The following is a 20409-nucleotide window of genomic DNA, read 5'->3' as shown; positions in this document are numbered from 1 at the left end:
AGACGTAGAGCACTGCCGCCCCTGGATTGCTTCGTCGCTTACGCTCCTCGCAATGACGCGAGAGATCAGCCCGTCTTGTCTCCCGGCCTATACGTCCCGAAGCACCAGACATGGCCTTCCGGGTCCTTGCAGATGAAATCGCGGCTGCCATAGGGCTGGTCGGTCGGTTCCATGCAGATTTCGGCTCCTGCTGCCCGGGCGCGCTCGCAGAGCGTGTCGATGTCGGTGGTCGCGACATAGGGCGAGGCGGTGGTTCCGCCGAGCTCGGCCGGACGCGAGACCAGCTTGCCGAACTCGTTGTTCTCGGACGAGCCGAGCATGATGAAGCTGTCGCCCATGCGCAGCTCGCCATGGAGCAGCGTCTTGCCGTCGTCGGAATAATAGGCGGCGTGCTTCTCGAAGCCGAAGGCCGCGATCAGCCAGTCATAGATGCGCGGCGCGTCGGCATAGCGCAGCGAGATGCAGATCATCGGGGACGAGGTGCTCATCGCGCTTCTCCTTGCCTGCAATGGCTTGACCCAGCATGCGGCTGCGCCAAGCTGGGCTCAAGGTCAGCCGGGGCGAATCCATGCTGCAATTCGAACGCCGCCATGAACGGCTGATCCCGGTCAGGCTCTTCGTCCGGCGCATCAGCCGCGCCGTGCTGCTCTGGCTGGCGCTCACCATGGCGGGCCTCGGCATCGGCATGATCGGCTATGCCGCCAGCGAGGGCATGAGCGGGGTCGACGCCTTCGTCAATGCGGCGATGATCCTCTCCGGCATGGGGCCGGTGACCGAACTCAAGACTACGGGCGGCAAGCTCTTCGCCGGCTTCTACGCGATCTTCTCGGGTCTGTTCGTGGTGATCGCCACCGGCTTCGTGCTGGCGCCGATCCTGCATCGTGTGCTCCACTCCTTCCATATCGAAGAGGGGAAGGTCAAAGATGACTGAGCCGGGCGTGACACCTGCCGAAGAACCCTGCGGCACCTTGACCGTGCGCACCATCGCCATGCCGGCGGACACCAACGCCAATGGCGACATCTTCGGCGGCTGGGTGATGTCGCGCATGGACCAGGCCGGCGGCATCGCCGGGGTAGAGCGGGCGCAGGGGCGCGTGGTGACGGTCGCGGTCGAGGCGATGACCTTCATCCGCCCGGTCAAGGTCGGCGACGTGCTCAGCGTCTACACCTCGGTGAAGTCGGTCGGGCGGACATCGATGAAGATCCAGGTCGAAGCCTGGGCCAAGCGCTTCCGCACCACCCTGCACGAGAAGGTCACTGACGCGAGCTTCACCTTCGTCGCGATCGACGACGACGGCCGGCCGCGCCCGGTGCCGCCGCTGCCGGCGGAGTAGGGGGCTGCAAGGCCGATCGCCTGGTTCCTCCCTTCCCCCTTGTGGGGAAGGGTTGGGGGTGGTGCAGCTTGGTGATCCGTTGAAGAAAAAAGCTTGGCAGCCACAGCAGCGCCCCTGGTTCCAGTGGTCGCTCCGGCTTTACGACCCCCACCCCTGCCCCTCCCCGCAAGGGGGAGGGGGGCGCGCGCTCAGCAAACCCTAACGAGGCGTAAATCCCCTCGATCGCCGAGTGATTCAGAAGAATCCGGCAACTTAAGCGTTCTTTAAGCGGATCGCCGCAATTCTGCCGCCGATCGGTCCATCGGGACCGCTCTGCCAGGGGCTGGGAGGTCCTGCATGATCGGCCGCCGTCATCCGTCGGCGCATGAAGCTTGGCTCGCGCCGTCGCCGGAATATGGCGCCGTGCCGGCGAGCCGTCGCTGCACATCATCCAGATCATACCCGTTCCGCGGCTGACCCTCGTCGGCCGCCTGTCCCCATGTCCGTGTCCGATCCCGGCCAGCGCCGCGCTGCCGGGGATGCCTTCAGGAGTACCGCGTCAATGTCGAAGACTGGAAAGCCTGCGCGCCAGAAGGGCTCGCGCATCGGGATCGCAGCGCGCATCTATGCCGCGCTCGGCGTCCTGACGGTGTTGACGATCGCGGCCTCGCTGGTCGCCTGGTTCTCCTATGGCAGGGTCGGCAGCACGGTCGCCGACATGGTCGAGCGCAAGATGCCGGTGGTCGAGCTCGCGCTCGAACTGTCGCAGGCGGCGACGGCCTCGACCGCGCTGGCCCCGCGCTTCATGGAAGTTCAGAGCGTGCGCGAGCGCGCCGCGCTGACCGGCGAGTTCGACAAGATCGAGGCCCGGCAGTTCGACCTCGTCCGCAAGATCGGAGAGGGCAATGTCGACAACAAGAAGGCGCAGACCGCGCTCGACGCCCTCTCGCGCCAGATCAACGACCTCAACGACCTGACCGGTGAGCGCCTGCGCAACAATGCCGAGGCCGCTGCTGTGCTGGAGAAGCTCGGCACCGCCTATGAGGCTTTCGTCAAGGCCGCCAGCGGCGAGGCCGAGCAGGCCAAGTTCGCGGTGACCTTCGGCCTCGACGATCTCGCCGTGCTCTCCGGCGAGGCGCTGACCGGCGCGGTCAAGACGCTGATGGACCGCGACTTCGCCATCTTCGACCTGGCCCGCACGCTGCAGGCCAATGTCAACGAGATGGTCGGCGTGCTGCGGGAGGTCGCGCAGATCAACGACAAGGAGAAGCTCAACCTCGCCCGCGAGCGCTTCAACGGCATCGCCTACCGGCTGCGGACGCTGCTGGCCGACGCCGATAAGATCACGCCCAACAAGGCGCGGGCCAAGACGGTCGAGGACCTGATCGCGATCGGCGAAGGCAGCGACGGGCTGATCGACATCCGCAACCGCGACATCACCACCCGCGAGACGATCACGCGCGGCCTGAAGGAAGTCGACCAGGCTGCGGCGCAGCTGCGTCGCGAGGTCGACGGGCTGGTGCAGGGCGCGCGCGGCGAGGCGCAGGCCGCCGTCGGCTCGACGAAAGAGCTGATCGAGACCAGCAAGCTCTGGCTCGGCATGATCGGCCTCGGCTCGCTCGTCGTCGCGCTGGCGCTGTCGCTGTTCTATGTCCGGCGCCAGATCGTCGGCCGCCTCAACAGGCTCTGGGCCGCCACCAAGGCGATCGCCGACGGCGAGCTCGAGACCGCTGTCGACACCAAGGGCAATGACGAGATCGCCGACATCTCGAAGAGCGTGCTGCTCTTCCGCGACAATGCGGTGGCGCTGCGCGCCGCCGAGCTCGCCAAGATCGAGGACGAGGAGCGCGCCCAGGAGCAGCGCCGCCAGATGATGGCCGAGCTCGGCGAAGCCTTCGGCGTCGTCGTCGCCGCCGCTGCGCAGGGCGACTTCAGCCGCCGGGTCGACGCTACCTTCGCCGATGCCGAGCTCAATGCGCTGGCTGGCTCGGTCAACGAACTGCTGGAGACCGTCCAGACCGGCCTGTCCGAGACTTGCGAGGTCCTCGGCCATCTCTCTGACGGCCATCTGGTCGCCCGCGTCGAGGGCCGCTATCAGGGCGCGTTCGCCGAACTGAAGAACGGCACCAACAGCCTCGCCGGCGAGTTCGAGAGCACGCTGGCGCGCCTGTCCGAGACCGTCTCGGCCGTGCGCAGCGCCACCAGCGAGATCCTCGACGGCGTCACCGACCTCGCCGAGCGCACCTCCGAGGAGAGCAACGCCGTCTCGGTGGCGACCAACCAGCTCGGCGCCTTCGCGACCAATGTCCAGAAGACCGCCAAGGACGCGGCCGAGGCCGTCGGCATGGCCCAGAGCGCCGAGGAGCGCGCCCAGCAGGGCGAGCAGGTCGTCGCTTCGGCGCTGGAGGCGATGCAGCGCATCCGCACCTCTTCCAGCAAGATCTCTGAGGTGATCTCGATGATCGACGAGATCGCCTTCCAGACCAACCTGCTGGCGCTGAATGCTGCGGTCGAGGCGGCTCGTGCCGGCGATGCCGGCAAGGGCTTCGCCGTGGTCGCCAGCGAAGTGCGCAGCCTCGCCAAGCGCTCCGCCGACGCCTCGAACGACGTCAAGAAGCTGGTCGAGGCCGCCCATGGCGACGTCAAGGTCGGCGTCGGCCTGGTCGAGCAGAGCTCGGCCGTGTTCGGCTCGATCCTGACCTCGGTCAACGATCTGTCGGCGCTGATGAACGGCATCTCGCAGACCGCCCGCGGCCAAGCGAGCGACGTCTCGACGATCAACAAGGAGATCGACGGCATCGGCACCATGGCGCATCAGAACGCTGCGCTGGTCGAGGAGACCAATGCCGCGCTCGCTCTGACCGACGAGCAGACCCGTTCGCTCAAGGAGCACATCGCCCGTTTCAGCTTCCGCGAGAGCGGGGCGGCCGAGCATGGCCACGACCAGGCGCGGGCCGCCTGACGGCCCGACACGCGGCAGCATTGCCGGGTTTCACGACGCCCTCCGCCGCAAGGCGGGGGGCGTTGCGTTTGGCGCAGCTTGTGGGAGCACAGTGCGATCTTTATTTTAGAATAATTCTAAAGGAGATTGCGATGCTATCCCGGTTCCTGCCCGCCGGCCTGAGTGGCCGGCGCCGCTTCGACAGCCTGAGCGAGCGCGAGATCCTGGCGCTGGCGATCGCCTCGGAAGAGGAGGATGGCCGCATCTACGCCGTCTATGCCGAAAGGCTGCGCAAGGACTATCAGGCCTCGGCAGCGGTGTTCGATGGCATGGCGGGCGAGGAGGACGAGCATCGCCGCCGCCTGCTCGACGACTACCGCCGCCGCTTCGGTGAGGTGGTGGTGCCGATCCGGCGCGAGCATGTCGCCGATTTCTATCAGCGCCGGCCGGTCTGGCTGGTCGAGACGCTCGGGCTCGATCGCATCCGCGAGGAGGCGGCGGCGATGGAGCGCCAGGCGCGCGACTTCTATGTCGCCGCCGCCGGCCGCAGCACGGATGCGCAGACGCGTGACCTGCTCGGCGACCTGGCGCGGGCGGAGGCCGGGCATGAGAGCAAGGCGGAGGAACTCGCCGAGGATCATCTGAAGGGCGAGGCCGGCTCGACGGAGGACGCCGCCGCGCACCGGCAGTTCCTGCTGACCTGGGTGCAGCCGGGTCTCGCCGGCCTGATGGACGGCTCGGTCTCGACGTTGGCGCCGATCTTCGCCACGGCCTTTGCGACGCAGAATCCGTGGACGACCTTTCTGGTTGGCCTCTCTGCCTCGGTCGGCGCCGGCATCTCGATGGGCTTCACCGAGGCGGCGCATGACGACGGAAAGCTCTCCGGCCGCGGCTCGCCGCTGAAGCGCGGGCTGGCCTCGGGCGTGATGACCGCGCTCGGCGGCCTCGGCCACGCCTTGCCCTATCTGATCCCGTCCTTCTGGACGGCGACGGCGATCGCGCTGGTGGTGGTCTTCATCGAACTCTGGGCGATCGCCTGGATCCAGAACCGCTACATGGAGACGCCCTTCGCCCGCGCGGCCTTCCAGGTCGTGCTCGGCGGCGCGCTGGTGCTGGCGGCGGGCATCCTCATCGGCGGCGCTTGAGGCCGTTGCCGCTGCGCCCGGCGGATGCTAGGCCTGCCGCGGGCCGGTAGCTCAATGGTTAGAGCTCGCTGCTCATAACAGCGCCGGTGCCGGTTCGAGTCCGGCCCGGCCCACCACATTCCCAGGCCTTAGTTGATTTCATTGCGCTTTTTCGGCTGTTTTTTCCCACTGCCTCGAACCCGGCTCCAAAGTGGGAAAGATTTGTTCAGCCTTCGCACTTCGGGCTACGGCTCGGCGGGACACGCAGCAATCAGATGATTCATCCAGCGACGATGTCGCGGGATTTCTTCTTTCGATCAGTCGACGGGAAGACACTCCATACGCACGCGCTCGCCCGGAGCCGAGCTGGTCTGGCAGCGTACCATGGTCGGCGTGGCCAGACCGGCGCCCGGTTGGGTCATCGCTGCCGGCAAGACGATGGGCGGTGCCGACCGCCGCGCCTGCCTTTGTGTGACGGGCTTCGAGACCAGCACCGGCCGGGCTTCCGCTGCGGGTATCGTCGGTGGGGCGAGAGGCTTGCTCTCGACAACCATGGGCTCGGAACTCTCCGAAGGAGCAGGACTCTCCGGGGCCGATTGCCAAGGCCGCCAGGATGCAAGCTTCGCAAACGCTTCACCTGCTGGCTTGGTGAAGCTGGCTCCGTCCCAGGCATAGCGATTCGAACAGCCGGCTCCGAAGGCAGCCAGGAAGCAGGTCACCGCCACAGAGGTGCGTTGGGCCACAGTTCGCCCTCCCTTTCGTCCCAGCGATGCCAGAGTGGCGCCGAAATGAAACGAAAATCGGGCCGGCTTCAATTGATGTGCCGCGGCGCCAAACTCTTCTATCGAGATATCAACTCACCCCGCGACGATGTCGTCGTACTCCGGATGCCGGCTGGACCAGCCGGCCATGAAGGAGCAGCGCAGGACGGCCTTGCGGCCCGACGCACGGATCTGCTCGAAGACGCCCTTGGCCAGGCGCGAGCCGATGCCCTGGCCGGACAAGGCCTGCGGCACCTCGGTATGGGTCAGCACGACGCGGTCGCCGTCGAGCCGGTAATAGGCGGCGGCGAGCTCGCCATCGATGTCGAGCTCGAAGCGGTTCTGCTCGGGGCGGTCGACGACGCCGGTATCCATCGGATGATCCTCTCTAGCTGCCACTGCCGCGGCGTGGTGCAGTCCAAGGCAAGGCGGCCCGGCAGCGCTGCCGGACCGCGGAGTGGGGTGGCTTCAGCCAGCTGCCAGCTTCGCCGCGATGCCGGCGACATGCTTGCCCTGGAAGCGCGCTCCGGCGAGTTCGTTCTCGGAAGGCTGGCGCGAGCCGTCGCCGGCGGCGATGGTGCTGGCGCCGTAGGGCGAGCCGCCGGTGATCTCGCTCAGCGTCATCTGGCCCTGGAAGGAATAGGGCAGGCCGACGATGACCATGCCCTGATGCAGCAGGACGGTGTGGGTCGAGAGGATCGTGCTTTCCTGGCCGCCATGCTGGGTCGCGGTCGAGGTGAAGACGCTGCCGACCTTGCCGATCAGCTTGCCCTGGAACCAGAGGCCGCCGGTCTGGTCGAGGAAGTTCTTCATCTGCGCCGCCATGTTGCCGAAGCGAGTCGGCACGCCGAAGATGATCGCGTCATAGTTCGGGAGTTCGTCGACGGTCGCGATCGGCGCCGCCTGGTCGAGCTTGAAGCCGGATTTGCGGGCGACCTCCTCGGGGACGAGCTCGGGCACGCGCTTGATCACCGCCTCTGCGCCGCCCTCGCGCACCCCTTCGGCGATCGCCTGCGCCATCGTCTCGATATGGCCGTAGCTGGAATAGTAGAGAACCAGAACCTTCGTCATCGGAATCATCCCCTCTTGGGCGCGCTCCGCCGAGGCTGGCAGCCCCGGCGGCGACAGGTTGATGGAAGCAGCCTCGCCGTCCATTCACAAGGGCGACAGCTCAGCCGCGCTGCGAGTCGAGCTGCTCCTGGTCCTTCTCGACCTGCTGGGCCTTCAGATAGCTCTCGATCAGGAGCTGGCAGGCCGGGAAGATCTTCGTATAGACCTGCGCCCATTCCTGGGCATCGTCGCGATGCCAGGTCTTCTGCAGCTCCGAGGCGACGGCGGCGGTGTCCATTAGCACGACGCCGGGGCCGATCAGGCCGCCCTGGCCGGTGGAGTCGCGGTGCTCGACCTCACCCCGATAGACGATCGTCACGGTCTCGAAGCCGCGATGCGGATGGACGCCGACGCCGCGCGGCTTCTCCGCCGGAGCGAACTCAGCCGGACCCGCATGGTCGAGCAGCAGGAAGGGGCTGATATGCTCGCCCTGGGCGGCGTGCGAGAACATCGAGCGGACGGGAAAGCCGTCGCCGACCCAATGGGCGGCGGGGCTGCTGTAGATGCCGCGAACCTGTCGCATGGCCTGATCTCCCTGGGTGCACCGGTGTGGCGCCGTGTTATCCAGGAGATTATGAGCGGGACAGCGGGCGCGGTAGCCGGCATAACCTTGCCACTCTGTCCTATTGGCAGGACAATGGTGGCGCGATGCAGGATTTGAACGACCTCTATTTCTTCGCCCAGGTAGTCGAGCATCAGGGCTTCGCCGCGGCCGCCCGCGCCATGGGCATGCCGCGCTCGCGGCTGAGCCGGCGCCTGGCGCTGCTCGAGGAGCGGCTCGGCGTCAGGCTGGTGCAGCGCTCGACCCGGCGTTTCGCGGTGACCGAGATCGGCCGCGAATATCACCGGCACTGCCTCGCCATGCTGGTCGAGGCGGAGGCGGCGCAGGAGGCGATCGACCGGGTCCGGGCTGCGCCACAGGGCGTGGTGCGCGTCGCCTGCCCGTCGGCCGTGCTCTATTTCCAGGTCGGGGCGATGATCGCCCGCTTCCTTTCCGCCTGCCCGAAGGTCGAGGTGCAGCTGGAAAGCACCAACCGGCGCGTCGACGTGATCCGCGAGGGCTTCGACATCGCGGTCAGGGTGCGCTTCCCGCCGCTGGAAGAAAGCGAGCTGGTGATGAAGGTGCTGGCCGAGAGCACGCAGCGGCTCGTCGCGGCGCCGCAGGTGCTGGCCGGGATCGACAGGCCTTTGCTTCCCGCCGATGTCGTGGCGCTGCCGAGCCTGTCCTGGGGCGGCCCGCACCAGAACCATGACTGGCAGCTCAGGGGGCCCGATGGCGCCGAGGCGAGCATCCGCCACCGGCCGCGCTTCGTCACCGAGGACATGGTGGCGCTGCGCCATGCCGCGCTTCAGGGCGTCGGGGTCGTGCAGATGCCGACCATGGTGGTGATCGAGGACATCAGGGCGGGCCGGCTGGTCGAGGTCCTGCCGGACTGGGCGCCGCGGGCCGGCATCATCCATGCCGTGTTCCCGTCGCGGCGCGGATTGCTGCCCTCGGTCAGGGCGCTGCTCGACTTCCTCGGCAGCGAGTATGCGCGGCTCGATGCCGAGAGCCGATAGCAAAACGGCCGAGCATCTTCCCGGCCGCCATTGAGTGCTTTGCTGTCGGAGGTCTCGCCTACTTGAACGCGATCACCACGCCGTCGGCGCCGATGGTGGCCTCCAGGCCCTGGCGGCGGGTGTCGAGGCTGATCGTCACGCCCTTGTCGTTCTTGAGCCAGATACGACCTTGGCCGGCGCGGCCGACCGCCCAACCCTCCTTGAGCTGGACATAAGCTCCAGCCAGGTCTGCACGATCGGTCAGGCCATAGACGCGTCCGCTGGCGAGGACGCGCGCAGCGCCGATGCCGCCGATGCCAAGCCCGCCGACTGAAATCGGATAGGAGCGGCCGCGCCAGGTGAAGGTACCGCCGCCGAGCTGGCCCGAAGCGATGAAGGCGACGGAGATCTGCTCGATCTTCACCGAGCCGGTCTGCGGGCCGAGCGTTCGCGGCTGGGCGATCGCCGAACCGGAAACCAGCATGAGGGCGGCGGCGCCGGCGAGAAGGGATTTGATGGCGGGCACGGGCGGTACTCCTTGGTGATGCAACGGAGTCAAGAACCGCCGGGAAGCCCGGCAGTTCCCTCACGCCCGCCTGGGACTTACCGGAAGGGCGGGCTGTACTGGATGCCGCCCTTGTTCCAGAGCTCGTTCGGGCCGCGCGCCAGCTGCAGGCGCGAGCTCTTGCCGAGATGGCGCTCGAAGCTCTCGCCGTAATTGCCGACAGCGGAGATGATGCGCACGACCCAGTCGTTGGTGACGCCCATCGCCTCGCCCATCTTGCCGTCGAGGCCGAGGAAACGCTTCACCTCCGGGTTCGAGGATTTGAGCATCTCCTTGACATTGGCCTTGGTGATGCCGAGCTCCTCGGCGTTGATCAGCGCGAGCACGGTCCAGCGCACCAGGTTGAACCAGGTCTCGTCGCCGGTGCGGACCCAGGGGCCGAGAGGCTCCTTCGAGACGACTTCCGGCAGGATGACGTGATCGTCGAGATCCTGCAGCTTCATCCTCACGGCCGAGAGGGCCGAGATGTCGGTGGTGTAGGCATCGCAGCGGCCGGATTCGTAGGCCTTGAGAGCTTCTTCCGAGGTGCCGAAGGCGGCGGCCTCGTATTTCACGCCGAGCTTGCGGAAATAGTCAGCGAGATTGAGCTCGCTGGTCGTGCCTTGCGCGACGCAGACCGAGGCGCCGCCAAGCTGGGCAGCCGAGGAGACGCCGAGCTTCTTCGAGACCATGAAGCCCTGGCCGTCATAATAGTTGACGGTGGTGAAGGTGACGCCCTGGCCGGCATTGCGCGACAGCGTCCAGGTCGTGGTGCGCGGCAGCACGTCGATCTCACCGGCCTGCAGGGCGATCAGCCGGTCCTTTGATGTCAGCGAGACGAAGCCGGCCTTCTCGGTGTCGTTGAAGATCACGGCGGCCAGCGCCCGGCAGATGTCGACGTCGAAGCCCTGCCAGCGGCCGTTGGCGTCCTGAGTCGAGAAGCCGGCGACGCCGGGGCTGGTGCCGCAGACGATCTTGCCGCGGTCGCGGATCATCTGGAGCGTGTCGGCGGAAGCGGGCGCCGAAAAGCCGGCGGCGAGCGCGAGCGCTGCGGTGAGGCGTAGCAAGGTCCGTTTCATCGTTGATCCCCTGTCGTTGTTACCAGGCAAAGCTCTCCCGTCGCGGCGGAGACGCCGCCCCGCCACGTTCGTCATCCTTCGTGGCCCTGCCCTCAGGCGACCTTGGCGGCCGCCGGCTGTTCGAGCGCGACCAGCAGCGCGTCGAGATCGTTCCAGAGGTCGTCCTGGTCCTCGAGGCCGATGCTGATGCGCAGCGACGGGCCCGGGTACGGCCAGGGCACGACGGTGCGGTCGCCCTCGGGCGCCAGCGGCGCGATCAGGCTGCGCGTGCCGCCCCAGGAGGCGCCGATGGCGAAGACCCTGAGCGCGGAGAGCGCCTTTTCCAGCAGGGCGTGCGGCACCGGCTTCAGCACGACGCTGAACACGCCGGAGGAGCGGCCCATGTCGCGCTTCCAGAACTCATGGCCGGGGCAGGAGGGCAGTGCCGGATGCAGCACGGTATCGACCGCAGGCGAGCGGAAAAGGCGCCGGGCGAAGTCTTCCGAGACCTTGCCCATGTGGGACAGGCGCAGCGCCAGAGTTTCAAGGCCACGCAGAGCGAGCTGGACTTCGTCGGGCGAGACGCCGACGCCGAGGCCGCGCAGCGTCACCTTCAGCTGCTCGCGCAGGCGAAGGTCGGCGACGGTGACCGAGCCCAGCAGCAGGTCGGAATGGCCGCCGACATACTTGGTCAGCGCCTCGCAGGCGAAGTCGACGCCATGGGCGAGCGGCTTGAAGATCAGGGGCGTCGCCCAGGTGTTGTCGCAGCCGACGAGGACGCCTTTGGCCTTCGCCGCCTTCACGATGGCAGGGATATCCTGCACCTCCATCGTGTTCGAGCCCGGTGACTCGACCCAGACCAGCTTGACCTTGTCGTCGATCAGCGCGGCGATATCGGCCCCGATCAGCGGATCGTAGACGCCGTAGTCGATGCCGCGCGGCTTCAGGTACTCCTCGCAGAAGCTGCGGACCGGCTGATAGACCTGATCGGGGATCAGCACCTTGTCGCCGGGCAGCAGCACCGAGAGCATGACGATGGTGACCGCCGCCTGGCCGGAGGGGACGAGGACCGTGCGCACGCCGCCATGCAGCGCGGTCAGTTGCGCTTCGAGCGTGCGGTGCGTCGGGGTGCCGTGCAGGCCGTAGGTATAACCGTCGAAGCCGCGATGCTTGCGCGCGAAGAAGCTGGCTGCGTCGGGATAGACGATGGTGGAGGCGCGGTGCGTCGGCACGGTGAGGCTGGCATAGCCCTCCTCGTTGACGGCGGGGTGGTGAACGCTGCGAGTCGCGTCGTGCATGGGAGGAGGGTCCTTTCGCGAGAGAAAGATTCACTCCGCCGGGCCTTGCCGGCAATCAGGCAAAACTCATGGCTCTATGCCTGGATGTTATGGTCTGGTGGGCTAGCGCACTTCCATCAGGCAGTCGATGAAGTCGCGCACCAGTTGCGATTTCGGCCGGTCGAGCGGCAGGATCAGCAGGCTGCGGCTCTGCACTTCCGGCTCGAACGGGCGCAGCACGAGGCGGGTCGGATCGGCGCCGGCGACGGCATAGGGGCTGACCAGGCCGACGCCGACGCCTTCGGCGACAAGGGCACAGACGGTGGCGGCATAGATGGTCTCGACGACGATGCGCGGCTTGACGCCGGCCTCGGCGAAGACGCGGTCGAGCCGCTGGCGGGCGCGGTCCTCCGGCACATAGGAAATGAAGGGGAGATCATGCAGGTCGGCCGGGCCGATCAGCTCTTTTTCCGCGAGCGGATGGCCGAGCGGCAGGGCGCAAAGCACCCGCGGCTGGACGAAAGGCTGGTGTAGCACGCCGGAGACGTCGATCTCGTCGGCGGCGAGACCGATGTCGAAGGCGCCGGAGGCGACGCCGTCGCGGACATCGCGCGAGGGCAGCACCATCAGCGTCACCGCGATCTCCGGCCGCCTGTCACGGAAGCGGCGCACCGCCCGCGGCACCAGCGAGGAACCGAGGGCGGAGAGCGAGCCGATACGCAACTGACCGGCGCCATGGTCGCGGATGCGGGCGGCGGTGGCGCGCAGCGTGTCCATGCCGAGGAAGGAGGCCTGGACCTGCGCGTAGAACAGCTTGGCCTCGGGTGTTGCGACGATGCGGTTGCGGATGCGGTCGAACAGCAGGAAGCCGAGCGACTTCTCCAGCTCGGCGATGGCGCGGCTGACGCCCGGCTGGGTGACGCCGAGCAGTTCGGCGGCGCGCGAGATCGTGCCGGCCTTCATCACCGCGGCGAAGGTTTCGAGCTGTCGGCTGTTCAAGCGGCGTTCGCCTCGGATGTCGTGCGGCGCCAGCCTAGCTGCGACGCCAAAAAGAGAAAACCGTGCAGGTGCTGCCGGGCGCGCCGGCTTAACTGCGGATTTACCCTGTTCCTTTAGGTTCGCCAGGCAGAACTCCAAGAAGGAAGCGCCGCGCGATGCAGGCCCAGGCCCTGAAGCTGCCCGATCCTGCCAATGAGGATGCGCCAGGGGCGGAGGCGGCAGCGCGGGCCGTGCGCGAGATCGCCGAGCGTTTCGGCAAGCTCAGCGCCGAGATCACCGATATTTCCGGGCGTGTCGGCGACGTCAATGCCGAGCTCGACCGGCAGACCGATGGGCTGCACCGTGTCGTCGCCTCGGTCGAGCAGGTCTCGCGTTCGAACCAAGCGATCCAGCACGCGGCCGATACGGCCCAGCAGGCGGCGTCCGTGGTCAAGAGCGGGCTGGAGCGCGTCACCGGCGCGGTCCGGCAGGGGCTCAATGCGGCGCAGAACGACATCGCCGAATTGTCGGACGGGGCGCAGTCGATCTCGCAGGCGCTGAACGAGGCGGTCGGGCGCGCCCACAAGGCGCGCGAGGCCAGCGAGGCGATCCAGACGATCACCCGCGAGATCCAGCTGCTCTCGATCAATGCCGGTGTCGAGGCAGCGCGCAGCGGCGTCGCCGGGCGCGGCTTTGCGGTGATCGCCGCTGCTGTGAAGCAGCTCGCCGAGCAGACGCGCGATGCGACGGCCGCCAGCGCCAGGCAGCTCGACGCGCTGGTCGCGACCGTCGACCAGCTGGCGAAGCAGAGCGAGGCGAACGCCCAAGCGGCACGGCGCGCCAGCGACGAGAGCCAGGGCATCTCGCAGCAGATCGGCGAGCTCGATCATTTTGGCCGCTCGGTCGTCGGCCTGATCGGCGAGATCGACTCGATCTCGGCGCCGGCGCGCGAGAATGCCGTGGCGTTCGCGCAGGTCGGCGACGAGATCAAGGGACTGGTCGCCGGGGTCGACCAGTCCGGCCGCAATCTCGAGGTCGCGGCTCGGCGCGGGGCGTCTCTCGTCTCGACCAGCGAGGCGGTGCTCGGCGCGATCGCGAACTCGGGCGTGCGCACCCCGCAATCGGACATGATCGAGATCGCCCTCGAAGCGGCGGCGGCGATCGCCGGCCTGTTCGAGCAGGCGCTGGCGAGCGGGCAGGCCAGCCAGGCCGATTTGTTCGACGAGGCCTACAGGCCGATCGCAGGCAGCGACCCCCAGCAATTCATGAGCCGCTTCACCGAGCTCACCGACAGGCTGCTGCCTTCGGTGCAGGAGAAGATGTTGTCGGCGAGCAAGCGCATCGTCTTCTGCGCGGCGGTGGACCGCAACGGCTACCTGCCGACGCACAACCGCAAATACTCGCAGCCGCAGGGGCCGGATTCGGTCTGGAACAACGCCAATTGCCGCAATCGGCGCATCTTCAACGATCGCACCGGGCTCGCGGCGGCGCGCAACCAGAAGCCGTTCCTGCTGCAGACCTATCGGCGCGACATGGGCGGCGGCAATTTCCTGGTGATGGAGGACCTGTCGGCGCCGATTGTCGTCAGGGGCCGGCATTGGGGCGGGGTCCGGTTCGGGCTCAGCGTTTGATGGGGTAGGGCGGAGTCTTAACCGCCGCGTGTGAGTTTTCCAGTCGCGTACGGGTTTCGAGTTGCGGACATGCATATCGCGCCATCCTTCCCCAACCTGTCGGTGCTGCTGATCGACCCCAGCCCGCACTACCGGCGCATCATCCGCACCATGCTCTACCAGGCGCAGCTGCAGCGGGTGTTCGAGGCGGCCGATCTCGCCACGGCGGCGACGACCTTCATCCAGAAGCAGCCCAATATCGTCATGCTCGACTGGGATCTGCCCGATGGCGATAGCGTCAAATGCCTGGCCTCGATCCGCTCGTTCAAGACCTCGCCCTTCGCCAAGGCGCCGGTGCTGGTGATGATGGAGAAGCCCGACCGGCGCGCGGTGGTGCAGGCCGCCAAGCTCGGCGCGCACGAGATCATCGTGAAGCCGATCTCGCCGAACAATCTCTGGCTGCACCTGTCGGGGATCATCAACATCCCCCGCAAATACAAGGAAGCGAACGGCAGCATCTCGCTGGTGCCGCGCGCGATCAGCAACAGCCTGTTCTGAGGCCGGACGAAGCTGCCGCGGAACGGCCATAATCCTTGCCGCGCGCCGGGGCGGTTAGCGAAATTTTTACCAATCCCGGGGATGCTTCCCAGTCAATAAACACAGGGCGCGCCGCCGTGGTCATCACCGTCTCCCTTCCGCCTTTCCTCGGCCGATCAGAGGCTGCGGCTTTCCGCAATCAGCTCCTTGTCGCGCTGGAGCAGAAGGAGAGCATCGCGGTCGAGTGCGCCGAGGCCGGGCCGTTCCCGAGCCTGTGGATCCAGCTCCTGCATGCGGCCGCCGGCAGCGCCAAGGCGCGCGGTCTCAGCGTCACGCTCAAGGCGGTCTCGGACGAGTGCCGCCAGTCCTTTCAGGCGATCGGGTTCGACCCGGCGCAAAGCGCTCTCGTTCTGGAGTGATCCCGCGATGAAGATTCTCGCGATCGACGATACCAAGACCCTGCTCAGCCTGCTCAGCATGACGCTGCGCAATGCCGGCCATGAGGTTGCAGAGGCAGAGAACGGGGAGGAGGGGCTGACCCGCTTCGACCAGTTCAAGCCTGACCTCGTCATCACCGACCTCAACATGCCGATCATGGACGGCATCGAGTTCACGCGCGCCTGCCGCGCGCGGCCGGCCGGGCAAAACACCCCGATCATCGTGCTGACCACCGAGAACGGCGCCGAGATCAAGGCGGAAGGCCGCCGTGCCGGTGCCAGCGCCTGGATGGTCAAGCCGTTCGAGCCCAACACCCTGCTCGGCCTCGTCGCGCGCTACCAGAACTGAGGCGGCCTATGGATCCCCTGGCGGAACTCAAGCAGACCTTCTTCCAGGAGTGCGAGGAGCTCCTCGGCGCGCTGGAGCAGAAACTCCAGGCGCTCGACGAAGGCTCGACCGATTCCGAGGACGTCAACGCCGCCTTCCGCGCCATCCACTCGATCAAGGGTGGCGCCGGCGCCTTCGGCTGCACCGAGCTCGTCGGCTTCGCCCATGTCTTCGAGGCGGCGCTCGACCATCTGCGCTCCGGCCGGGTCGCGCTGGAGGATGCGCCCTTCACCCTGTTCCTGCGCTGCTCCGACGCGGTCGCGGATCTGGTCGCTGCTGCCCGCAACGACGAGGTTGCGCCGGTTCGCCCCGACCTTCTCACCGCGCTCGAGCAGGTCGGCCAGGCCAAGGCGGCTGCCCCGGCTGCTCCTGTCGCGCCTCCGGCTGCCCCCGCGGCTCCGGCTTCCGACGCGCCTGTCGGCATCGCCGCGCTCGGCAACCTGCTCGCCATGGTCGATGCCAAGATGGGCGCACCGGCTCCCGCAGCGCCGGCCGCGGCCAATGACGGCTGGGACGACGACGAGCCCGTCGCCGCCGCTGCGCCCGTCCGCAAGCCCGGCCACGACGTCCGCATCAAGATCACGCCAGAAGCCGACCTGTTCCGCCGCGTGATCGAGCCGCGTGTCGCGATCGGCATCCTGCCGGCCGAGGAGATCGTCTCGGTCGCCTGCGATCTCAGCCATGTTCCGGCGCTCGAGACGCTCGACGTCACCGACTGCCATATGCGCTTCACGGTGATGATGCGCACCGAGCTCAGCGCCGACGAGATCGTCGCCAAGTTCGACTTCACCCTCGCCAATGAGGAGTTCGAGGTCGAGGTCCTGCCGGATACCGAAGTCGAAGCGGAGCCCATTGCCGAGGCGGCTCCGGCGGCCGTTGCCGAGGTGCCGCAAACCGTCGCCGCCGACCTGTCGGCGATTCTCGCCCGGCTCGGGCCGGCCGCCGATGCTGCGCCGCAGCCAGATATCCACCCCGTAGCCGCGCCCATGGCCGCTCCGGTCGCCGCCCCACCCGCGGCTGCAAGCGCCCCGGCGGCGCCCCGTGCCCCGGCGCGGCCCGTCGCCAACGAGGCCGCCGCGCGCCAGCGCCAGGCGGTCAGCGTCCGCGTCGACCTCGATCGCATCGACCGGCTGATGAACCTGGTTGGCGAGATCGTCATCACCCAGTCCATGCTGGTCGAATGCGTGCGCTCGCTGCCCTATGACGTCTACGCCAAGACCGCCGAGGGCATCCTGACCCTGTCGCGCCAGACGCGCGAGCTGCAGGACCATGTCATGGCGGTGCGCGCCCAGCCGGTGAAGGCGGTGTTCCAGCGCATGCCGCGCCTGGTGCGCGAGCTCGCGCAGACGCTCGGCAAGGAAGTGAAGCTCGTCCTCGAAGGCGAGAACACCGAGGTCGACAAGACGATCATCGAGGAACTGGCCGATCCGCTCACCCACATGATCCGCAACTCGATGGATCACGGCGTCGAGACGCCGGAGGAGCGCATCGCCGCCGGCAAGAACCCGGAAGGCACGATCAGGCTGATCGCCGAGCATCGCGCCGGCCGCATCGTCATCTCGGTGACCGATGACGGGCGCGGCATCGGCCGCGACCGGCTGCTCGCCAAGGCGAAATCCCGCGGCCTCGTCGGTGCCGACGAGAAGCTTGCGCCGGAGGAGATCGACCAGCTGATCTTCGCCGCTGGCCTGTCGACCGCGGACGCGGTCAGCGACATCTCCGGCCGCGGCGTCGGCATGGATGTCGTCCGTCGCAATGTCGAGTCGCTCGGCGGGCGCATCAGCGTCGATTCCGAGCCGGGCCGCGGCTGCAAGTTCACGCTCGCCTTGCCGCTGACGCTGGCCGTGCTCGAAGGCATGGTGATCCGCTGCGGCGACGACCGCTACGTCATCCCGATCGCCAGCGTGATCGAGACGCAGCACCTCGCCAACACGCCGATCGAGCACCTGACCTTCGGCCAGGAAGTGCTGCGCTGGCGCGGCGAGATCACGCCGCTGCATCGCCTCGGCGCCGTGATGGGCTCGGCCGGCACCCGTGACGAGAACATCATCATCATCGCGGAGACCGAGCGCGGCGGGAATGTCGGCATCGCTGTTGACGAGATCGTCGGCCAGCAGCAGGTCGTCGTGAAGAGCCTCGAGTCGAACTATGGCGCGGTCGCCGGCGCCTCGGCTGCGACGATCCTCGGCGACGGCCTGGTCGCGCTGATCCTCGACGTCGACTCGATGCTGCGCGTGGCGGCTTCGGGTACCCGCCAACCCGCTCCCGAACTCAAACTGGCTGGATGAACCATGTCCCTGCAGCTCAGCGAAAAGCACTTCACCTCGGCGCAGCCTGAGTCCGCTGCGCGCCGGATCGTCACCTTCCGGGTCGGCGACCGCACCTTCGGCATCGATGTCGGCATGGTCCGCGAGATCAAGGGCTGGCAGGCGACGACGCCGCTGCCGCATGCGGCCCCGCATGTGCGCGGCGTGCTCAACCTGCGCGGCGTGATCCTGGCGGTCTACGACCTGCGCACCGCGATCGGGCTCGGCTCCACCGAAGCGACCGCGACCCATGTCATCGTCGTCGTCGACGTCGAGGACAAGACCGCCGGTCTCCTGGTCGACTCGGTCTCGGACATCGTCGACGTGCCGGTCAGCGCGGTGCGCCCGGCGCCAGACCTCGAGCGCGACGAGCACGGGCTGATCGAGGGCCTCGTCCTGCTCGATACCGAGATCGTCGCCTTGCTCGACCTCGCCGCGGTGATCCGCGACGGCGGCGACAACCAGGACAAGCAACTGCGCGTCGCCTGAGCGTCGTCGGCCTTGCCCGGCAGCGCCCAGCCGGAATGTCGAATGATGGCCAGGAACGCCTGAGAGACAAAAAGAACCGATGACTCAGCTGGGCGCCTTCTCGAAACTCTCGGTCAAGCTGCCGGCGCTGTTCGCCGGCGGCGCTGCCGTTTCGGGCGGGCTCGTCGCATACGCGGTCCAGCAGAGCGCAACCGCCCGGCTCGGCGCCCTCGGCCTGTCCAGCCAGCAGGTCGAAGCGGCGCTGTCGGGCTTTGCCGGTACCGCCTTGCCGTTCGGTGTCGCCGGCGTCGCTCTCGCCGCCGGCCTCGGCTGGTTCGCAGCCCGTTCGCTGGCACGGCCGGTCACGGCGCTGCGCGAGGGCATGGAGAAGCTCTCGGAAGGCGCGCCCGGCGCGATGCCGGCGCTGACCCGCCGCGACGAGATCGGCGAGCTCTCGCGGGCGCTGCGCCAGGTCCAGGAAAGCTCGATCGAGTCGGCGCGGATCAAGGCTGCGCTCGACGGCTGCCGTACCGCGGTCATGGTCTGTGACGCCAGAGGGCAGGTCGTCTACGTCAACAAGTCGCTGCTCGCCTTTTTCAGCGGGGCGCAGGAGGATTTCCGCGCCGCCTTCCCGGGCGTCTCGGCCAAGGACATGCTGGGCAAGGTGCTGGAGCTGTTCGCCGGCCCGCAAGGTGTCCCCGAAGCGCGCACCATGCGCGTCGCGCTCGGCAGGCGCATGGTCGCGCTGACGCTGACCATCACGGCGCAGCCCGACGGCCAGAGGCTGGGCTCGACCATCGAATGGCGCGAGCTGACCGAGGAAATGCGCGCTGCCGACGAGGTTGCGGCCGTCGTTGCCGCCGCGGCCGAGGGCGATTTCTCCCGGCGCGTACCGCTCGCCGGCAAGCCGGAGGCGCTGCAGCGCATCGCCGAGGGCGTCAACGAGATCAACGCGATCGTCGAGGCCGCCACCGACGAGTTCGCCGACGTGCTGGCAGGGCTCAGCGAAGGCGACCTGACCGGGCGCATCGACGGCGCCTATGACGGACGGCTCGGCGAGCTGAAGGCCGGACTCAACCAGACCTTGGCGCGGCTGACGCAAACCGTCTCCGGCATCCAGCTGGCGGCGGCCCATGTCGCGGCGACGGCGGTCGAGATCAAGGCGGGCGCGGTCGATCTTGCCGGGCGCACCGAGCAATCGGCCATGGGCCTGGAACGGACGGCCGCGACCACCGGACAGCTCGCGGCCTCGATCACTGGGAGCGCCGGCCGCTCGCGCGCTGCGACCGAGCTTGCCGGCGAGGCGATGGCGGTGGCGGGGAGCGGGCAGGAGGCCGTCGCCGAGACGATCGCGGCGATCGGGCGGATGGAGCAATCCTCGGCGCGCATCGCCGAGATCGTCACCGTGATCGACGGCATCGCCTTCCAAACCAACCTGCTGGCGCTGAACGCCGCGGTCGAGGCGGCGCGGGCAGGCGAAGCTGGCAAGGGCTTCGCGGTGGTCGCAAGCGAGGTGCGCACACTGGCGCAGCGCTCGGCCACGGCGGCGAAAGACATCAAGGGCGTGATCGCCAATTCAAATGCGCAGGTCGCAGAAGGCGTGCGCCTGGTGCGCCGGACCGGCGAGACGCTCGGCAAGATCGTCACGGCGGTCGAGCAGGTCTCGGCGACGGTGTCGGAGATCTCGCAGGCGAGCGCCGGGCAGGCCGGCGACATCGCCGCCATGAGCCGTTCCGTCGCGGCGCTGGACGAGGCGACCCAGCAGAACGCGGCGCTCGCCGAGCAGAGCGCCGGCGCGGCCGCCAGCCTCGCCGAGCAGACGCAGGCGCTGCGCGAGCTCGCCGACGTCTTCCACTTCGAGCGGCCGACGGCCCACACGCGCCCGCTGCCGGCGCCGGGCGAGCCACGCCGCGTACAGACCCGTCAAGATTATCGTCTCACCGAAGCCCGCCCCGTCACTCCACGCCGCCGCGTCGCCGGTGGCGGCCGGATGGATGAGTGGGCGGAACACTGATTGG

General features: G+C 68.1%; 19 protein-coding genes, 1 tRNA gene and 1 pseudogene. 13 read left to right on the top strand and 8 right to left on the bottom strand.

The annotated features are described in order from the left end of the window. Positions 1 to 65: 65 nt before the first annotated feature. A complete protein-coding gene (locus AC3WLC_RS26335) occupies positions 66 to 488 on the bottom strand; it encodes a VOC family protein (protein WP_493686856.1) in 423 nt (140 codons plus the stop codon). Positions 489 to 568: 80 nt separating this feature from the next. On the opposite strand from AC3WLC_RS26335, the gene AC3WLC_RS26330 reads away from it, so the two are divergent. The 5 genes from AC3WLC_RS26330 (at position 569) to AC3WLC_RS26310 (ending at position 5515) form a co-directional block, all read left to right on the top strand. Then, positions 569 to 931, top strand: coding sequence for a hypothetical protein (locus AC3WLC_RS26330; RefSeq protein ID WP_493686855.1), 363 nt, complete (start codon positions 569 to 571; stop codon positions 929 to 931). After that, positions 924 to 1334, top strand: coding sequence for an acyl-CoA thioesterase (locus AC3WLC_RS26325; protein WP_346363708.1), 411 nt, complete (start codon positions 924 to 926; stop codon positions 1332 to 1334). Before AC3WLC_RS26330 ends, AC3WLC_RS26325 begins: the two co-directional genes overlap by 8 nt. A 541-nt stretch (positions 1335 to 1875) precedes the next feature. Next, complete coding sequence (locus AC3WLC_RS26320; protein ID WP_493686854.1) at positions 1876 to 4275, top strand: methyl-accepting chemotaxis protein; 2400 nt, start codon at positions 1876 to 1878, stop codon at positions 4273 to 4275. Positions 4276 to 4406: 131 nt separating this feature from the next. Further along, positions 4407 to 5399, top strand: a complete 993-nt coding sequence (gene mbfA, locus AC3WLC_RS26315) for an iron exporter MbfA (RefSeq protein WP_493686853.1) — start codon at positions 4407 to 4409, stop codon at positions 5397 to 5399. Positions 5400 to 5439: 40 nt separating this feature from the next. Continuing rightward, a tRNA-Ile gene (locus tag AC3WLC_RS26310) sits at positions 5440 to 5515 on the top strand. A gap of 720 nt (positions 5516 to 6235) precedes the next feature. Here the strand turns inward: AC3WLC_RS26310 and AC3WLC_RS26305 are convergent. The 3 genes and pseudogenes from AC3WLC_RS26305 to AC3WLC_RS26295 all read right to left on the bottom strand — a co-directional run. Continuing rightward, positions 6236 to 6514: a GNAT family N-acetyltransferase gene (locus tag AC3WLC_RS26305; protein WP_493686852.1), complete on the bottom strand. Its 279-nt coding sequence runs from the start codon at positions 6512 to 6514 to the stop codon at positions 6236 to 6238. A gap of 93 nt (positions 6515 to 6607) precedes the next feature. Next, a complete protein-coding gene (wrbA, locus tag AC3WLC_RS26300; protein WP_493686851.1) occupies positions 6608 to 7210 on the bottom strand; it encodes an NAD(P)H:quinone oxidoreductase in 603 nt (200 codons plus the stop codon). A gap of 262 nt (positions 7211 to 7472) precedes the next feature. Further along, positions 7473 to 7772: pseudogene (locus tag AC3WLC_RS26295) on the bottom strand (pirin family protein); the annotation flags it as partial. A 125-nt stretch (positions 7773 to 7897) separates the two neighbouring features. On the opposite strand from AC3WLC_RS26295, the gene AC3WLC_RS26290 reads away from it, so the two are divergent. Further along, positions 7898 to 8809, top strand: coding sequence for a LysR family transcriptional regulator (locus AC3WLC_RS26290; RefSeq protein ID WP_493686850.1), 912 nt, complete (start codon positions 7898 to 7900; stop codon positions 8807 to 8809). Positions 8810 to 8867: 58 nt separating this feature from the next. On the opposite strand, the gene AC3WLC_RS26285 is transcribed toward AC3WLC_RS26290, so the two are convergent. From AC3WLC_RS26285 to AC3WLC_RS26270, 4 genes are all read right to left on the bottom strand, one after another. After that, on the bottom strand, positions 8868 to 9314 hold the full coding sequence (locus tag AC3WLC_RS26285; protein ID WP_493686849.1) for a hypothetical protein: 447 nt from the start codon (positions 9312 to 9314) through the stop codon (positions 8868 to 8870). A gap of 77 nt (positions 9315 to 9391) precedes the next feature. Continuing rightward, positions 9392 to 10411 carry an amino acid ABC transporter substrate-binding protein gene (locus AC3WLC_RS26280; protein WP_493686848.1) on the bottom strand — a complete coding sequence of 340 codons (1020 nt, stop codon included), beginning with the start codon at positions 10409 to 10411 and terminating at the stop codon, positions 9392 to 9394. Positions 10412 to 10503: 92 nt separating this feature from the next. Beyond that, entirely contained in the window at positions 10504 to 11688 is a 1185-nt protein-coding gene (metC, locus tag AC3WLC_RS26275) for a cystathionine beta-lyase (RefSeq protein ID WP_493686847.1), read from the bottom strand. A 102-nt stretch (positions 11689 to 11790) separates the two neighbouring features. Next, positions 11791 to 12666 (bottom strand): LysR substrate-binding domain-containing protein, encoded by an 876-nt coding sequence (locus tag AC3WLC_RS26270; RefSeq protein WP_493686846.1) that lies wholly within the window; start codon positions 12664 to 12666, stop codon positions 11791 to 11793. Between the two features lie 155 nt (positions 12667 to 12821). On the opposite strand from AC3WLC_RS26270, the gene AC3WLC_RS26265 reads away from it, so the two are divergent. The 7 genes from AC3WLC_RS26265 (at position 12822) to AC3WLC_RS26235 (ending at position 20405) form a co-directional block, all read left to right on the top strand. Next, the gene (locus tag AC3WLC_RS26265; protein ID WP_493686845.1) at positions 12822 to 14276 is read left to right on the top strand and encodes a methyl-accepting chemotaxis protein; all 1455 of its coding nucleotides are present in this window, start codon (positions 12822 to 12824) and stop codon (positions 14274 to 14276) included. 69 nt (positions 14277 to 14345) lie between these two features. Continuing rightward, positions 14346 to 14813: a response regulator gene (locus AC3WLC_RS26260; protein WP_091840264.1), complete on the top strand. Its 468-nt coding sequence runs from the start codon at positions 14346 to 14348 to the stop codon at positions 14811 to 14813. Positions 14814 to 14929: 116 nt separating this feature from the next. After that, positions 14930 to 15211, top strand: coding sequence for an STAS domain-containing protein (locus tag AC3WLC_RS26255; protein WP_493686844.1), 282 nt, complete (start codon positions 14930 to 14932; stop codon positions 15209 to 15211). Positions 15212 to 15218: 7 nt separating this feature from the next. Further along, complete coding sequence (locus AC3WLC_RS26250; protein WP_092155896.1) at positions 15219 to 15578, top strand: response regulator; 360 nt, start codon at positions 15219 to 15221, stop codon at positions 15576 to 15578. A gap of 8 nt (positions 15579 to 15586) precedes the next feature. Then, entirely contained in the window at positions 15587 to 17905 is a 2319-nt protein-coding gene (locus AC3WLC_RS26245) for a chemotaxis protein CheA (protein WP_493686843.1), read from the top strand. Between the two features lie 3 nt (positions 17906 to 17908). Then, entirely contained in the window at positions 17909 to 18412 is a 504-nt protein-coding gene (locus tag AC3WLC_RS26240) for a chemotaxis protein CheW (RefSeq protein WP_057190852.1), read from the top strand. Positions 18413 to 18491: 79 nt separating this feature from the next. Continuing rightward, entirely contained in the window at positions 18492 to 20405 is a 1914-nt protein-coding gene (locus AC3WLC_RS26235) for a methyl-accepting chemotaxis protein (protein ID WP_493686842.1), read from the top strand. The last annotated feature ends 4 nt before the right edge of the window (positions 20406 to 20409 follow it).

The sequence above is a fragment of the Allobosea sp. GW821-FHT03A12 genome, from assembly GCF_058986765.1.
This window is presented reverse-complemented; position numbering and strand designations above follow the sequence as displayed.

Bases quoted from the DNA above. Each gene is read 5' to 3' on its own strand.
- AC3WLC_RS26335 (WP_493686856.1), bottom strand. From the start codon at position 488: ATGAGCACCTCGTCCCCGATGATCTGCATCTCGCTGCGCTATGCCGAC.
- AC3WLC_RS26290 (WP_493686850.1), top strand. From the start codon at position 7,898: ATGCAGGATTTGAACGACCTCTATTTCTTCGCCCAGGTAGTCGAGCAT.
- mbfA (WP_493686853.1), top strand. From the start codon at position 4,407: ATGCTATCCCGGTTCCTGCCCGCCGGCCTGAGTGGCCGGCGCCGCTTC.
- AC3WLC_RS26260 (WP_091840264.1), top strand. From the start codon at position 14,346: ATGCATATCGCGCCATCCTTCCCCAACCTGTCGGTGCTGCTGATCGAC.
- AC3WLC_RS26305 (WP_493686852.1), bottom strand. From the start codon at position 6,514: ATGGATACCGGCGTCGTCGACCGCCCCGAGCAGAACCGCTTCGAGCTC.
- AC3WLC_RS26265 (WP_493686845.1), top strand. From the start codon at position 12,822: ATGCAGGCCCAGGCCCTGAAGCTGCCCGATCCTGCCAATGAGGATGCG.
- AC3WLC_RS26320 (WP_493686854.1), top strand. From the start codon at position 1,876: ATGTCGAAGACTGGAAAGCCTGCGCGCCAGAAGGGCTCGCGCATCGGG.
- AC3WLC_RS26235 (WP_493686842.1), top strand. From the start codon at position 18,492: ATGACTCAGCTGGGCGCCTTCTCGAAACTCTCGGTCAAGCTGCCGGCG.
- AC3WLC_RS26325 (WP_346363708.1), top strand. From the start codon at position 924: ATGACTGAGCCGGGCGTGACACCTGCCGAAGAACCCTGCGGCACCTTG.
- AC3WLC_RS26240 (WP_057190852.1), top strand. From the start codon at position 17,909: ATGTCCCTGCAGCTCAGCGAAAAGCACTTCACCTCGGCGCAGCCTGAG.
- wrbA (WP_493686851.1), bottom strand. From the start codon at position 7,210: ATGACGAAGGTTCTGGTTCTCTACTATTCCAGCTACGGCCATATCGAG.
- AC3WLC_RS26245 (WP_493686843.1), top strand. From the start codon at position 15,587: ATGGATCCCCTGGCGGAACTCAAGCAGACCTTCTTCCAGGAGTGCGAG.
- AC3WLC_RS26250 (WP_092155896.1), top strand. From the start codon at position 15,219: ATGAAGATTCTCGCGATCGACGATACCAAGACCCTGCTCAGCCTGCTC.
- metC (WP_493686847.1), bottom strand. From the start codon at position 11,688: ATGCACGACGCGACTCGCAGCGTTCACCACCCCGCCGTCAACGAGGAG.
- AC3WLC_RS26330 (WP_493686855.1), top strand. From the start codon at position 569: ATGCTGCAATTCGAACGCCGCCATGAACGGCTGATCCCGGTCAGGCTC.
- AC3WLC_RS26280 (WP_493686848.1), bottom strand. From the start codon at position 10,411: ATGAAACGGACCTTGCTACGCCTCACCGCAGCGCTCGCGCTCGCCGCC.